15 protein-coding genes are annotated in these 13602 nt (G+C 64.2%); 9 read left to right on the top strand and 6 right to left on the bottom strand.

The features are described 5' to 3' along the window. Window positions 1-13: 13 nt before the first annotated feature. The 8 genes from lptC (at window position 14) to AC1DIX_RS12225 (ending at window position 7238) form a co-directional block, all read left to right on the top strand. Window positions 14-622, top strand: coding sequence for an LPS export ABC transporter periplasmic protein LptC (gene lptC / locus AC1DIX_RS12260; protein ID WP_477324556.1), 609 nt, complete (start codon window positions 14-16; stop codon window positions 620-622). Continuing rightward, a complete protein-coding gene (gene lptA, locus AC1DIX_RS12255) occupies window positions 619-1200 on the top strand; it encodes a lipopolysaccharide transport periplasmic protein LptA (protein WP_441934929.1) in 582 nt (193 codons plus the stop codon). Before lptC ends, lptA (AC1DIX_RS12255) begins: the two co-directional genes overlap by 4 nt. After that, window positions 1201-1761 carry a lipopolysaccharide transport periplasmic protein LptA gene (gene lptA / locus AC1DIX_RS12250; protein ID WP_477324554.1) on the top strand — a complete coding sequence of 187 codons (561 nt, stop codon included), beginning with the start codon at window positions 1201-1203 and terminating at the stop codon, window positions 1759-1761. Next, on the top strand, window positions 1761-2537 hold the full coding sequence (lptB, locus tag AC1DIX_RS12245) for an LPS export ABC transporter ATP-binding protein (RefSeq protein ID WP_441934931.1): 777 nt from the start codon (window positions 1761-1763) through the stop codon (window positions 2535-2537). The genes lptA (AC1DIX_RS12250) and lptB overlap by 1 nt, the downstream gene beginning before the upstream one ends. 2 nt (window positions 2538-2539) lie before the next feature. Then, window positions 2540-4036: an RNA polymerase factor sigma-54 gene (locus AC1DIX_RS12240; protein WP_477324552.1), complete on the top strand. Its 1497-nt coding sequence runs from the start codon at window positions 2540-2542 to the stop codon at window positions 4034-4036. A 102-nt stretch (window positions 4037-4138) separates the two neighbouring features. After that, window positions 4139-4498: a ribosome hibernation-promoting factor, HPF/YfiA family gene (gene hpf, locus AC1DIX_RS12235; RefSeq protein WP_441934933.1), complete on the top strand. Its 360-nt coding sequence runs from the start codon at window positions 4139-4141 to the stop codon at window positions 4496-4498. A 104-nt stretch (window positions 4499-4602) separates the two neighbouring features. Next, window positions 4603-5688, top strand: coding sequence for an enoyl-CoA hydratase/isomerase family protein (locus AC1DIX_RS12230; protein ID WP_477252019.1), 1086 nt, complete (start codon window positions 4603-4605; stop codon window positions 5686-5688). Window positions 5689-5834: 146 nt separating this feature from the next. Beyond that, window positions 5835-7238: a GntP family permease gene (locus tag AC1DIX_RS12225; protein ID WP_477324550.1), complete on the top strand. Its 1404-nt coding sequence runs from the start codon at window positions 5835-5837 to the stop codon at window positions 7236-7238. Between the two features lie 46 nt (window positions 7239-7284). Here AC1DIX_RS12225 and rapZ read toward each other — a convergent pair whose 3' ends face one another. The 5 genes from rapZ to ilvA form a co-directional block, all read right to left on the bottom strand. Beyond that, on the bottom strand, window positions 7285-8148 hold the full coding sequence (gene rapZ / locus AC1DIX_RS12220; protein WP_477324548.1) for an RNase adapter RapZ: 864 nt from the start codon (window positions 8146-8148) through the stop codon (window positions 7285-7287). Between the two features lie 73 nt (window positions 8149-8221). Next, entirely contained in the window at window positions 8222-9157 is a 936-nt protein-coding gene (gene hprK / locus AC1DIX_RS12215) for an HPr(Ser) kinase/phosphatase (protein ID WP_258843954.1), read from the bottom strand. Window positions 9158-9166: 9 nt separating this feature from the next. Next, window positions 9167-9649 (bottom strand): PTS sugar transporter subunit IIA, encoded by a 483-nt coding sequence (locus AC1DIX_RS12210; protein ID WP_258843953.1) that lies wholly within the window; start codon window positions 9647-9649, stop codon window positions 9167-9169. Window positions 9650-9998: 349 nt separating this feature from the next. Continuing rightward, entirely contained in the window at window positions 9999-10829 is an 831-nt protein-coding gene (queF, locus tag AC1DIX_RS12205; protein ID WP_441934937.1) for an NADPH-dependent 7-cyano-7-deazaguanine reductase QueF, read from the bottom strand. 121 nt (window positions 10830-10950) lie between these two features. Beyond that, window positions 10951-12516, bottom strand: coding sequence for a threonine ammonia-lyase, biosynthetic (gene ilvA, locus AC1DIX_RS12200; RefSeq protein ID WP_441934938.1), 1566 nt, complete (start codon window positions 12514-12516; stop codon window positions 10951-10953). 138 nt (window positions 12517-12654) lie between these two features. Here ilvA and AC1DIX_RS12195 point away from each other — a divergent pair, with 138 nt between their 5' ends. Then, window positions 12655-13158, top strand: coding sequence for a YqaA family protein (locus tag AC1DIX_RS12195; RefSeq protein ID WP_477252011.1), 504 nt, complete (start codon window positions 12655-12657; stop codon window positions 13156-13158). Here AC1DIX_RS12195 and AC1DIX_RS12190 read toward each other — a convergent pair. Beyond that, window positions 13079-13582 (bottom strand): MerR family transcriptional regulator, encoded by a 504-nt coding sequence (locus tag AC1DIX_RS12190; RefSeq protein WP_477324546.1) that lies wholly within the window; start codon window positions 13580-13582, stop codon window positions 13079-13081. The two genes, AC1DIX_RS12195 and AC1DIX_RS12190, sit on opposite strands and share 80 nt — an antisense overlap. Between the last annotated feature and the right edge of the window lie 20 nt (window positions 13583-13602).

The following is a 13602-nucleotide window of genomic DNA, read 5'->3' as shown; positions in this document are numbered from 1 at the left end:
TCCTTCGCAAGCCATGGCGACCACGACCTACGTCAACAAGCGCACCGCGCATCGCTGGCGTCTGCTGGCATTGATGCTGGCGGCCGTGTTCTTCGCCTTCGGCAGCTTCTGGCTGGTGCAGGTGATGCGCGGCGAAGGCGAAGCGCACCGCGTCGACGTGGGCGACGATCCGGACTACATCATCGACAACTTCAGCTTCGTGCGGATGTCGGAAGCTGGCCAGCCGCGCTACGTGATCTCGGGCGAGCGCCTGACCCACCGCCCGGCCAACAACACCTCGGTGATCGACAAGCCGGTCGTGCAGAGCATGAGCACCGACCGGCCGCACATGACGATGACGGCGAACACCGCCAACGTCAACCAGGACCAGAACCAGATCGACCTGATCGGCAATGTCGACATCTCGCGTCCCGGCAGCGCCACCTCGAAGCCGATGCGCATCCGCACCGAGGCGCTGACCGTGCTGCCGGACGAGGAAATCTCGAAGACCGACAAGCCGATCCAGATGACGCTCGGCGCCGCCTCGGTCACCGGCGTCGGCATGGTCGCCAACAACGCCACACAGCAGGTGACGCTGGGCGGCCGCGGAGAACTCATCTTCCCGCCGAAAGGAAAACAATGAAAAAAATACTCGCTGTCGCCGCGCTGTCGCTGGCAAGCCTGACCGCCTCGGCGGAGCGTGCGGATTCTCTCAAGCAGGCCAAGATCGATTTCAACAACGCGCACATCGACGAGGTCACCCAGACCCGCACCTTCACCGGCAACGTCGTGCTGACCCGCGGCACCCTGACGATCAAGGCCGACAAGGCCGTGCTCACGGAATCGCCGGAAGGCTATATGGCGGTGACCCTGACCGCCGCGCCGGGCCAGCCCGCGACCTTCCGCCAGAAGCGTGACGGCGGCCCCGACCTGTGGGTCGAAGGCCAGGCCCAGCGCATCGAATACGACGAGCGCACCGAGCTGGTCAAGCTGTTCTCGAACGCGGTCGTCAAGCAGCTCGAAGGCAAGCGCATGACCAGCGAGGTGAACGGCCCGTTCATCTCCTACGACAACCGCACCGAGCAGGCCAACGTGTTCAACGACACCAGCGGCGAAAGCAAGCCGGGCGGCGGACGCGGCACGATCATCATCGCGCCGCGCCGTACCGCGCCGGCGGCGGCTCCCGCGACCACGCCGGCGGCGCCGGCAGGGAAGCAGTAAATGAAGGCCGTCCTTGCCGCTGCCGCGCTGTTGCTGGCGCCGCTGGCGCAGGCGGAGCGGGCGGATGCGCTCAAGCCGCTGAAGGTGGTCGGCGGCAACGGGACCCTGGACCAGGTCACGCAAACCGTGGTCCTGACCGGCGGCGTGACCGCCACCCGCGGCACCATGCTGCTGAAGGCCGAGCGTGCCGAGATCAAGGAAGCGCCGGACGGTTACAAGACCATCGTCCTGGTCGCGGCGCCCGGCAAGCCGGCGTCGTTCCGCCAGAAGCGCGACAGCGGCCCCGAGCAGTGGGACGAAGGCCAGGCCGAGCGCATCGAGTACGACGAGCGCACCGAGGTCGTCAAGTTCAGTTCGAACGCCGCCATCAGGCAGCTGGAAGGCCGCAACGTGATGCGTGAAATGGGCGGCGAATTCATCGCCTACGATGCGCGCAAGGAAGTCCTGCTGAACCTGAACGACCCGAGCGGCGTCGACAGGCCCGGCAAGGCCCGCGCCAGTTTTACTTTTTATCCGCGCCGCACTGCGTCGGCCGGGCAACCGGAAGCAGGAAAGCAATGATGGATGTACACGCAGACGCCGCCGCCATCGCGAGCGGCGGCAGCACCCTGGTGGCCAAGGGGCTGCAGAAAAGCTACGGCAAGCGCCTGGTGGTGCGCGACGTTTCGCTGCAGGTCGCCTGCGGCGAGGTGGTCGGCCTGCTCGGCCCGAACGGCGCCGGCAAGACGACCTCGTTCTACATGATCGTGGGCCTGGTGCCGGCCGACGCCGGCGCCATCGTCATCAACGGCACCGACATCACCAGCCTGCCGATCCACCGGCGCGCCATGCTGGGCCTGTCCTACCTGCCGCAGGAAGCCTCGGTGTTCCGCAAGCTGACGGTGGAGGAGAACATCCGCGCCGTGCTGGAACTGCAGCGCGAGGACGGCAAGCCGCTGGGCAAGAACCGCATCGAGGAGCGCCTCAACGAGCTGCTGGCCGAGCTGCAGATCGAGAAGCTGCGCGAGAACCCGGCGCTGTCGCTGTCGGGCGGCGAACGGCGCCGCGTGGAGATTGCGCGCGCCCTCGCCACCAACCCGCGCTTCGTGCTGCTGGACGAGCCGTTTGCCGGCGTCGATCCGATCGCGGTGATCGAGATCCAGCGCATCGTGCGCTTCCTGAAGGAGCGCGGCATCGGCGTCCTGATCACCGACCACAACGTGCGCGAGACGCTCGGCATCTGCGACCGTGCCTACATCATCAACCAGGGCGCGGTGCTGGCGTCGGGACGCCCGGACGACATCATCGCGAATGAATCCGTCCGCCGCGTCTACCTGGGTGAACATTTCCGGATGTAGTCATGAAACAGACGCTGCAACTCAAGACCTCACAGCACCTTGCGCTGACACCGCAACTCCAGCAGTCGATCCGGCTGCTGCAGCTGTCCACTCTCGAGCTGCACCAGGAGATTGAACAGGTCCTCAGCGACAACCCGCTGCTCGAACGCCTCGACGATCCGCTCGACCACTCGGTGCGCCTGCTGGCCGACGGCGCGATCAACAACGGCGCGTCGACCTCGACCACGCCCGACTCGCCGCCCTCGTCCAGCCAGGGCGAGGAGGGCAATGGCGGCGGTGGCGCCGAAGCCGAAGGCGGCGACAGCGACAACGGCGATGCCGGCGGCGCCGAGCACGACATGGACTGGGGCGAGTCTGGCCGTTCCGGCAGCGGCAGCGGCGGCGAGGAAGAGGATGGCCGCCCGCAGCTGGAAGCCAGCCCGGTCTCGCTGCGCGAACACTTGATGGAGCAGGTACGCCTGACCTGCATGTCGCCGCGCGATTGCGCGCTGGTCGAGATCGTCGTCGACACCCTCGACGACAACGGCTACCTCGAAGAAACCCTGGACGAGCTGCATGCGCGCCTGCCGGCCGAACTCGAAGTGGAATTCGAGGAGCTGCGCACCGCACTGGCGCTGGTGCAAAGCATGGACCCGCCCGGCGTGGGCGCGCGCAGCGCCGCCGAATGCCTGGCGCTGCAGATCCGCCGCATGCCGGGCGTGCCGCTGGTCACGCGGCGCATGGCGCTGACCATCGTCGAACGCTACCTGACCTGGTTCGCGCAGCGCGAATTCAACAAGCTCAAGAAAGCCCTCGACTGCGACGACGAAGACCTGCGCGAAGCCCAGGCCGTGATCCGCCATTGCAATCCGCATCCGGGCGCGGCCTTCGCTTCCGACGTTTCCGACTTCGTGGTGCCGGACGTGATCGTGCGCCGCGCGAAGGACGGCTGGAGCGTGCAGCTGAATCCCGAGGTGATGCCGCGCCTGCGCGTGAACAGCCTGTATGCCACCTTGATGAAGCAGGGAAAATCGGAATCCCAGCTGGCGGCGCAGTTGCAGGAAGCAAAATGGCTCATCAAAAACATGCGCCAGCGCTTCGATACTATCCTTCGGGTAGCTCAAGCAATCGTGGAGCGCCAGCGGAACTTTTTCTCCCATGGCGCCGTTGCCATGCGGCCCCTTGTTTTACGTGAGATAGCTGATACACTAGGTCTACACGAGAGCACAATTTCTCGTGTCACAACTCAGAAATACATGCTGACGCCGCACGGCATGTTCGAGTTGAAGTACTTTTTCGGGAGTCACGTCGCGACCGAGGCAGGAGGAGAAGCCTCCTCGACCGCGATCCGGGCTCTCATCGTACAACTCACAGGAGCAGAAGACCCCAAAAACCCTTTATCCGACAGCAAGATCGCGGAGATGCTAGGGGAACAGGGAATGGTTATCGCACGCCGCACGGTAGCGAAATACCGCGAGGCGCTGAAGATCCCTCCCGTCAGCCTCCGTAAATCTCTGTAGCAAGCTCTTTCAGCAAGCTCTTGCAGCAAGCTTCTTGCAACAACGCTGCCCTGGTGCGTGGTATGCGCGTACGACAGGCAGCGCATCATCAAAGGAGTGTGTATGAATCTCACTATCAGCGGACATCATCTCGATGTAACCCCGGCAATCCGTGAATACGTACAGAACAAGCTCGAACGCATCACCCGCCATTTCGATCAAGTGATCGACTCCCACGTCATCCTCTGCATTGACAATCTCACCGAGAAAGAAAAACGCCAGAAGGCCGAGATCAACTTGCGCCTCGCCGGCAAGATCGTTCACGTCGCCAGCGCCGCGCACGACTTGTACGCCGCGATCGACATGCTGATGGACCGGCTCGACCGGCAGGTGCAGAAGTACAAGCAGATGCTGCAGGATCACAGTAGTACACCGCTCAAGCGCATACCCAACGATGGAGGAGAAGCTGCCGCTACAGCGTGATCCTTCCGCTGGCGCAGCACAAGCAAGGAAGGGCGCATCTGGCGCCCTTTTCGTTTTCCGGGCCGCGCTACAATGCCGTTTTCCATTTCAATAAATAAAAGAACATGAGCGAATACGTGCAGACCCGCGTTGCCAGCGGCACCGGCATCATTACCCTCGACCGTCCCAAGGCCCTGAACTCGCTGTCGCTGGAGATGGTGCGCGCACTGACGGAGACCCTGCTGGCCTGGCGCGACGATTCGAACGTCGACGCCGTCGTTATCAAGAGCAGCAGCGAGAAAGCCCTGTGCGCAGGCGGCGACATCCGCTTCTTCCACCAGGCCGGGCGCGCCACGCCCACTGGAGGCAGTGCGCTGCTGGAAGACTTCTTTACCGAAGAATACGCGCTGAACCACCTGATCCACTTCTATCCGAAACCCTATATCTCGTTGATGGACGGCGTGGTCATGGGCGGCGGCATGGGTATCGCCCAGGGCGGGCCCGAGACCGGCCTGCGCATCGTGACCGAACGCACGAAGATGGCCATGCCCGAGGTGAACATCGGCCTGTTCCCGGACGTCGGCGGCAGCCACTTCCTGTCGCATGCGCCGGGCGCGCTCGGCATGCATCTGGGACTGACGGGGCTGACCATCGGCGCCGCCGATGCGCTCTACGTCGGCCTGGCCGACGTGTTCGTGCCGGGCGCCGAACTGCCGGCACTGCATGCGCTGATCGCTGCGACGCCGGGCAAGCAGCTGGCCGATGCGATCCGCGCCTTCGCCGCGCCGTTCGCGCAGCAGGCCGGCGCCAGCGAACTCGAAGCGCAACGCGCGCTGGTCGACAGGCACTTTGGCGCCGACTCGGTACAGGCCGTGATGGTCTCGCTGGAGGGCGATGACACCCCATTCGCGCAGAAGGCCCTGGCCGCGATGCGCCAGCGCTCGCCGCTGATGATGTGCGTGACGCGCGAGATGCTGGTGCGCGGCGCCACGATGGACGTGGCTGCCTGCCTGCGCATGGAGCGCTCGCTGGTGCGCCGCAACTTCGAACACGGCGAAGTGCTGGAAGGCGTGCGCGCGCTGGTGATCGACAAGGACAATGCGCCGAAGTGGAACCCGCCCGCGCTGGATGCCGTCACGCCGGAGATGGTGGCGCGCTTCTTCGAGCCGGTGTGGCCGGCGCATGCGCATCCGTTGCGCCACCTGGCATAAGCGGCGCCCGCTCCGCCGCCCCGGCATCCGCCGGGTTTTTTTTCGCCTACCGATAATGCGTTGCAGCATAAGCACGAATTTATGCGATGATTTCATCAGGCAATGAAATAATGGCATAGCCAAGCACAACAATAGAGGAGTCCAATTTGTCGTTTCTGATCGTCCTGGCCGCGCTGGCCTTCCTGATGGTGGCCGCCTACCGCGGTTATAGCGTCATCCTGTTCGCACCGATCGCCGCCCTCGGCGCGGTCCTGTTCACCGACCCGTCCGCCGTGGCGCCGGTCTTTTCCGGCATCTTCATGGAAAAGATGGTCGGCTTCGTCAAGCTCTACTTCCCGGTCTTCATGCTGGGCGCCGTGTTCGGCAAGGTCATCGAGATGTCCGGTTTCTCGAAATCCATCGTGCAGGCGGCGATCCGCTACATCGGCCGCTCGCGCGCGAACGCCGTGATCGTCGCCGTGTGCGCGCTGCTGACCTATGGCGGCGTGTCGCTGTTCGTGGTGGTGTTCGCCGTGTATCCGTTTGCGGCTGAGCTCTACCGTCAGAGCAATATTCCGAAGCGCCTGATGCCGGGCGCGATCGCACTGGGCGCCTTCTCGTTCACCATGGATTCGCTGCCGGGCACGCCGCAGATCCAGAACATCATCCCGACCACCTTCTTCAAGACCACCGGCTGGGCCGCGCCCGTGCTCGGCACCATCGGTTCGGTGTTCATCATCGTGGTCGGCCTGGCCTACCTGGAATGGCGCCGCCGCGCCGCGATGGCGAAAGGCGAGGGCTATGGCGCGCACGCCGATGTGCCCGAGGCGGAGGCGAACCGGGAAGCGCTGCCGCATCCGCTGATCGCGGTGCTGCCGCTGGTGCTGGTGGGCGTGGCCAACTTCGCGTTCACCAAGATGATCCCGGTCTGGTACGGCGCCGGCGCCTATACGGTGCCGCCCGAAGTGCTGCCGGGCGTGCACACGCCGCTGACGGCCACGGTCAAGAGCGTGCTGGCGATCTGGTCGGTCGAAGCCGCGCTGCTGCTCGGCATCCTGCTGGTGCTCGCGACCGCCTTCCGCCGCGTCAGCCAGCGCTTTGCCAGCGGTTCGAAGGAAGCCGTCGGCGGCGCCCTGCTGGCGGCGATGAATACCGCGTCCGAATACGGTTTCGGCGGCGTGATCGCCGCACTGCCGGGCTTCATCGTCGTCAGCGATGCCCTGAAGGGGATTCCGAACCCGCTGGTGAATGCGGCGGTGTCGGTCAGTTCGCTGGCCGGCATCACCGGCTCGGCCTCGGGCGGCATGAGCATCGCGCTGGCCGCGATGTCCGACCTGTTCATCAAGGGCGCCGAAGCGGCCCACATTCCGATGGAAGTCCTGCACCGCGTGGTGGCGATGGCCAGCGGCGGCATGGACACGCTGCCGCACAACGGCGCCGTGATCACCCTGCTGGCGGTGACCGGGCTGACGCACCGCGAGTCGTATCGCGAGATCTTCGCGATTACCGTCATCAAGACGCTGGCGGTGTTCTTTGTGATTGGGGTGTTTTACGCGACCGGGCTGGTGTGAGTGTTAGCTCGTCGTCCCCGCGGAGGCGGGGATCCCGGTTCGGCTATCAGTGCTGCTCGCGATGCCGCACAACCACCCGTTCGGATTCGCCGAAGTAAGCCGCCAGCCGTTCCGCCATGTACACGGAGCGGTGCTGTCCACCCGTGCAGCCGACCGCCACCGTCAGGTAGCTGCGGTTGTCGGTCTTGAACGAGGGCAGCCATTTGGCCACGAAGGCGCGGATGTCGGCCAGCATTTCGACGGCCTGGGGCTGGGCGTCGAGGAAGGCGATGACGGGCGCGTCCTTGCCGGTGAGCGGGCGCAAGGTCACATCGTAGTAGGGATTCGGCACGGCGCGCACGTCGAACACGAAGTCGGCGTCCAGCGGCACGCCGCGCTTGAAGGCGAAGGATTCGAAATACAGGGTCAGCTTCGCGAATTCGATCTCGGCCAGTTCCTTGACCCAGGCGCGCAGCTTGTTCGCCGACATTTCCGAGGTGTCGATCACATGGCCCAGCTTCTCGATCGCTCCCAGGCGGTCGCGCTCTTCCGAGATGCATTCGATCAGCGTGCGGCGCGAAGCCGGGTTCTCGCCCGGGCGCAGCTCGTGCGACAGCGGATGGCTGCGGCGGGTCTCGGAAAAGCGGGCCACCAGCGAATGGGTGCTGGCAGTCAGGTACATCACCTTGACGTCATGCCCTTGTTCGCGCAGCGTGCGGACCGTGGCCGGCAGTTCCGCCAGCGACTCGGCGCTGCGGGCGTCGACGGCGACGGCGACGCACTTGCTGTCGGCGCCATTGACTGTCTCGACCAGCAAAGGCAGCAGGGCGGGCGGCAGGTTGTCGACGCAGTAGTAGCCTGCGTCTTCGAGAACATTGAGGGCTACCGACTTGCCGGAACCCGAGATACCGGTGATGAGAACGATTCGCATGTGTCCATCATACCGCAACGGTAAGACCTTGTCGCCAGTGGCCAGGCCAGTTGCGATGGTGGTAACTCAGAACCTAATCGCCACTCATCGCCTGGCGTTGACGTTCCATGAACTCCTGCAGCGTATCGATACCGCGCAGCTGCAGGATGGTATTGCGCACCGCGGCTTCCAGCAGCACCGCGATGTTGCGGCCGGCCGCGACGGGAATCACGACCTTGCGGATCGGCAGGCCGAGCACGTCCTCGGTCGGGAAGTGGAAGGGCAGTCGCTCGACTTCCTCGTCCAGCGCGCCGCGCTTGACCAGATGCACGATCAACTTCAGCCGCATCTTGCGGCGCACGGCGGTCTCGCCGAAGATCGCCTTGATGTCCAGCAGGCCCAGGCCGCGCACTTCGAGCAGGTTCTGCAGCAGCGGCGGGCAGCGGCCCTCGATCATGTTCGGGGCGATGCGCGAGAATTCGACCGCGTCGTCGGCCACCAGGCCGTGCGAACGCGAGATCAGTTCCAGGCCCAGCTCGCTCTTGCCGAGGCCGGAATCGCCGGTGATCAGCACGCCCACGCCCAGCACGTCCATGAACACGCCGTGCATGATGACGCGCTGCGCCAGTTTCTTCGATAAATAGACCCGCAGGAAGTCGATGACCTGGGCGGCCGGCAGCGGGGTCGAGAACAGCGGAATGTTCTGCTCGTCGCAGATGGCGAGGATGTCCGGCGGGGTGTCCAGGCCCTGGGCGATGATCAGGGCCGGCGGGCCGCCCGCGATCATTTCGCCGATCATGTGGCTACGCGAGCCCGACTTGAGACGCTGGTAGTAATTCAGTTCCTGGTGCCCGAACACCTGGATGCGGCCCGGGTGGATCAGGTTCAGGTGGCCAACCTGGTCGGCGGCCGAGACGGCGTCGCCCGAGATCAGGCGCTCGCCGCCGGGGAAGCCCGCGAACCAGCCAAGTTGCAGGCTATCGCGATTGTCGTCGTACAGCCTCTGGATGGTCAGCGGAGTCTGGAGCATGGCCTTATTCTAACCCAGTGCCTGCAGGCTCGGTTGCCAGTTGATAATGCGTTCATGCACCGAGCGCGGGTCCGGATCGGTGGCCAGCGCGGTACGCACGGCTTCGTCGGAGAACAGTTCGGCGATTTCGGACAGGATTTCCAGGTGCTGCTGGGTCACGTGGTCCGGGATCAGGAGGAAGAACAGCAGGCTGACCGGCTGGCCGTCCGGCGATTCGAAGGGAATCGGCTCGGCCAGGCGGACGAAGGCGGCCAGCGGCGACTTCAGGCTCTTGCTGCCCTTGATGCGGCCATGCGGCACGGCCACGCCATGACCGAGACCGGTCGAACCGAGGCGTTCGCGCGCGAACAGGTTGTCCGAGACCGTCGAGCGGGCGATGCCGCAGTTGTTCTCGAAGATCAGGCCGGCCTGTTCAAAGGCGCGCTTCTTGCTCGACACTTCCAGATCGAGCTGAACGTTTTCGAGCGAGAGGATTTTGCTTAGATTAGTCATAACACGCTTCTGTTGCGGTACACCCAGGTTCTTGCGAGCGGGAATTATAGGCCTGTTTCATGGCCATGACATTCGATTTCGCGTCTGTACGACTGGCTGTTTTATCCCTGTGGCCAAACATCGGTTTGATCGCGCGCAATCGTTTTGTATCTACACGCAATATCCGCTACGAAATTTCAAATTTCTCGAATGGAAAGGCGAATTTCAGACCCATCTTCCGTATTTTCTAGCCGAAACTTGCCAGCATGCCCAGTCTGCGCTTCGTCACTGCGAAACGATTGACGTCGCTTTGATGCCACGGTTCTGTCGCTGGAAACGAACACTAGATGGGGACAATGCCTGGATTTTTCTACTGCCGGGCGGTGCGCAGATTGGGCGCCTTGCCGGCGCTGAAATTCGCGCGCCAAGGATTGATGTCGAGCCCGCCGCGCCGCGTGTAGCGGGCGTAGACCGCCAGCTTGTGCGGCTTACACTGGCGCAGGATGTCGGTGAAGATGCGCTCGACACATTGCTCGTGAAATTCGTTGTGCTCGCGGAAGCCGATCAGGTAGCGCAGCAGGCTTTCCTGGTCGATCTGCGGACCGGCGTAATGGATCTGCACGGTGCCCCAGTCCGGCTGGCCCGTGACCAGGCAGTTCGACTTCAGCAGGTGGGATACCAGCGTCTCTTCGACCGCGGCTTCGTCGTGCCTGGCCTTGAGCAGTTCCGGTGCCGGGCTGTAATTGTCGACCTCGATGTCGAGGCGGTCCAGCAGCACGCCTTCCAGCTCGCCCATCTTGAGCTTGCCGAAGTCTTCCGGCTGGGTGAGCGTCACGGCTACTTGCGCGCCGAAGGCAGTCGACAGGTCTTCGCGCAGCAGGGCCAGCAGGGCGTCCGTATTCGCCAGGCGGGTCTGGTTGAAGGAGTTGAGGTATAACTTGAAGGACTTCGATTCGACGATATTGGGCGAATCGGCGGGGGCCGTGATGGTCGCGATCGCCACCTGCGGCTTGCCGCGCATGTTCAGCCACGACAGCTCATAGGCGTTCCAGATGTCGACGCCGAAGAAGGGCAGCGTACCTTTCAGGCCGAGCTCGTCACGCTTCTGCTGGCGCGGAATGGGAAACAGCAGCTCGGGCGCGTACTGGGTCTGGTAGGCCGAGGTCTTACCGAGCGGCGATTGATCAGGGGTATTGGTCATATTCAGTCTCGAGGTGCGGGACTTGACGCGGGATCGCCGCGTCGGCAAAGCCGCGTATCGTACACCTTTATGCCAATTACTGCGCTGAATTACGCGTGGACACCCTGTGCCCACGCCGCAATCACAAGAACAGCTTGTAGACGGGATTGTTGGTTTCATCCCAGTGGCGATACCCCAGACTAGCCAGGAATTGCCGGAACTCATCCATCTCCCCCGAAGGCACCTGCAGCCCGACCAGGATGCGCCCGACGTCGCCACCCTGGTTGCGATAGTGGAACAGCGAGATATTCCAGTTCGGTGCCATGCTGTCCAGGAAACGCATCAGCGCGCCCGGACGCTCCGGAAACTCGAAGCGGTACAGCAGTTCGTCGTGCGCCAGCGCGCTCTTGCCGCCGACCAGGTGGCGGATGTGCAGCTTGGCCAGCTCGTCGTGGGTGAGGTCGAGGGTGCGGAAACCGTGCTCCTCGAAGGTGCGGGCCAGCATGCCGGATTCGCTACGGCTGCCGATCTGCACGCCCACGAAGATGTGGGCTTCGCGCTCGTCGCTGATCCGGTAATTGAACTCGGTGACGTTGCGCGGGCCGACCAGGGCACAGAAGCGCTTGAAGCTGCCGCGCTGCTCGGGAATGGTGACGGCGAACACGGCTTCGCGGTCCTCGCCGATTTCGGCGCGCTCGGCCACGAAGCGCAGGCGGTCGAAATTCATGTTGGCGCCGCAGGCCACCGCCACCAGGGTCTCGTTCTTGACCGGATTGCGGGTCAGCAGCGAGCGCTCGACATAGGCCTTGGCGCCGGCCACGGCCAGCGCGCCGGCCGGCTCGAGGATGCTGCGGGTATCCTGGAACACGTCCTGGATCGCGGCGCAGATCGCGTCGGTATCGACGATCACGATCTCGTCGACCACTTCCTTGGCGATGCGGAAGGTTTCCTCGCCCACCAGGCGCACCGCGGTGCCGTCCGAGAACAGGCCGACGTCGGGCAGGGTGACGCGTTCGCCGGCCTTCAGGCTCTTCGCCATCGCATCGGAATCGACGGTCTGCACGCCGATCACCTTGATGTCCGGGCGCACCGCTTTCACATAGGCGCCGACGCCGGAGATCAGGCCGCCGCCGCCGATCGCCACGAAGATCGCATGGATCGGGCCGGAGTGCTGGCGCAGGATCTCCATGCCGATCGTGCCCTGGCCGGCGATCACGTCCGGATCGTCGAAGGGGTGCACGAAGGTCAGCTGCTGCTCGCGCTCGAGCAGCAGGGCGTGGTTGTAGGCGTCGGTATAGGAGTCGCCGTGCAGCACGATTTCGACGTTGGCGCCGCCGCGTTCCTTGACGGCGTTGATCTTCACCGGCGGCGTGGTGGTCGGCATCACGACCAGTGCGCGGCAGCCGAGGCGGCTCGCGGACAGCGCCACGCCCTGGGCATGGTTGCCGGCCGAGGCGCAGATCACGCCGCGCTTGAGCTGCTCGAGCGGCAGGTGCGCCATCTTGTTGTAGGCCCCGCGCAGCTTGAAGCTGAACACGCTCTGCATGTCTTCGCGCTTGAAATAGATGCGGTTGCCGATGCGCTGGGACAGCGTCGGCGCGAGTTCGAGCGGGGTTTCTTGGGCCACGTCATAGACGCGCGCGGTCAGGATTTTCTTGAGGTAGTCGGTAGTCATGGCGGATGTGATAGTGGATTCCGGAGGCGACATCAGGACTGTCTTGCAAGGCGGATAACCGAGGCGTGCAGTACGGCGGGCGGCGCGGGATGGAGCGGGGCCTACCGTGTCGTGGCGGTGGGTTTTTCCTCATTATAATGGACCTATCCTGCTCTTCATTCAACCCCACCCATGATCGAGTCCGCCGTCCTCTGGCTGCTGAAAGTCCTTGCTGTGCCAACCGTCGGCCTGACTTCCGTCTTCCTGATCGCCTTCGTCTCGGCCACCCTGTTGCCGCTGGGCTCGGAACCGGCCGTGTTCGCGGTGGTGAAAGCCAACCCCGCCATGTTCTGGCCGGTGATCCTGGTCGCCACCCTCGGCAACACGCTGGGCGGCATGGTCGACTACTGGATCGGCTACCGCGCCAAGGTCGCTTTCGCCAAGGAGCGCAAGTCGCGCTGGTTCCACTGGCTGGCGCGCTACGGCTCCAAGACCATGCTGCTGTCCTGGGTGCCCGGCATCGGCGATCCGCTGTGCACCCTGGCCGGCTGGCTGCACCTGCCGTTCTGGTCCAGCGTGATGTACATGGCGATCGGCAAGTTCGGGCGCTATATCTTCATGACCGTGACTTTGCTGTACGTGCCGGACGGGTGGTGGAAGTGGCTTGGGGAGATGACGGGCCGCGTGTTCGGGTGATTTCCCAGGCCGCCTGCACCCGGCAATCGCCGCTGGCCACGGCCGCCTGCACCCGTTCCTTCGCTTCGAGCACCGAACTGCGCTGGGCAGCCAGGATGGCGCTCAGGCGGTCGATCTCTTCCAGCCGCGCTTCCAGCTTGCCTAGCAGCGCATCCTTGAGCGCATCGCCGTGCAGCGCCACCACCGTCCGGATCGCATTCAGCGAAAAGCCGAGGTTCTGGCCGAGCTGGATCAGGTCCAGGCGCGACAGCGCGCCGTCCTGGTAGTCCCGATACCCATTCGCCCCCCGCTGCACCTTCGGCAACAATCCTTCCTTCTCGTAGTAGCGGATGGTGGAGGCCGGAACCCCGCTGCGTTCCGCCAGTTCGCCGATTTTCATTTCGTGCTTGACCTTGAAGTTGACTTCAAGCTTAGGATACCTCATCCACATCGAATCGAGGCCAT

This window comes from Massilia sp. 05N420 (genome assembly GCF_056397205.1).
The sequence above is the reverse complement of the archived record's forward strand: the minus strand, read 5'-3'. Positions and strand labels throughout refer to the sequence as shown.

Bases quoted from the DNA above. Each gene is read 5' to 3' on its own strand.
- lptC (WP_477324556.1), top strand. From the start codon at position 14: ATGGCGACCACGACCTACGTCAACAAGCGCACCGCGCATCGCTGGCGT.
- lptA (WP_441934929.1), top strand. From the start codon at position 619: ATGAAAAAAATACTCGCTGTCGCCGCGCTGTCGCTGGCAAGCCTGACC.
- lptA (WP_477324554.1), top strand. From the start codon at position 1,201: ATGAAGGCCGTCCTTGCCGCTGCCGCGCTGTTGCTGGCGCCGCTGGCG.
- lptB (WP_441934931.1), top strand. From the start codon at position 1,761: ATGGATGTACACGCAGACGCCGCCGCCATCGCGAGCGGCGGCAGCACC.
- AC1DIX_RS12240 (WP_477324552.1), top strand. From the start codon at position 2,540: ATGAAACAGACGCTGCAACTCAAGACCTCACAGCACCTTGCGCTGACA.
- hpf (WP_441934933.1), top strand. From the start codon at position 4,139: ATGAATCTCACTATCAGCGGACATCATCTCGATGTAACCCCGGCAATC.
- AC1DIX_RS12230 (WP_477252019.1), top strand. From the start codon at position 4,603: ATGAGCGAATACGTGCAGACCCGCGTTGCCAGCGGCACCGGCATCATT.
- rapZ (WP_477324548.1), bottom strand. From the start codon at position 8,148: ATGCGAATCGTTCTCATCACCGGTATCTCGGGTTCCGGCAAGTCGGTA.
- hprK (WP_258843954.1), bottom strand. From the start codon at position 9,157: ATGCTCCAGACTCCGCTGACCATCCAGAGGCTGTACGACGACAATCGC.
- AC1DIX_RS12210 (WP_258843953.1), bottom strand. From the start codon at position 9,649: ATGACTAATCTAAGCAAAATCCTCTCGCTCGAAAACGTTCAGCTCGAT.
- queF (WP_441934937.1), bottom strand. From the start codon at position 10,829: ATGACCAATACCCCTGATCAATCGCCGCTCGGTAAGACCTCGGCCTAC.
- ilvA (WP_441934938.1), bottom strand. From the start codon at position 12,516: ATGTCGCCTCCGGAATCCACTATCACATCCGCCATGACTACCGACTAC.
- AC1DIX_RS12195 (WP_477252011.1), top strand. From the start codon at position 12,655: ATGATCGAGTCCGCCGTCCTCTGGCTGCTGAAAGTCCTTGCTGTGCCA.
- AC1DIX_RS12190 (WP_477324546.1), bottom strand. From the start codon at position 13,582: ATGAGGTATCCTAAGCTTGAAGTCAACTTCAAGGTCAAGCACGAAATG.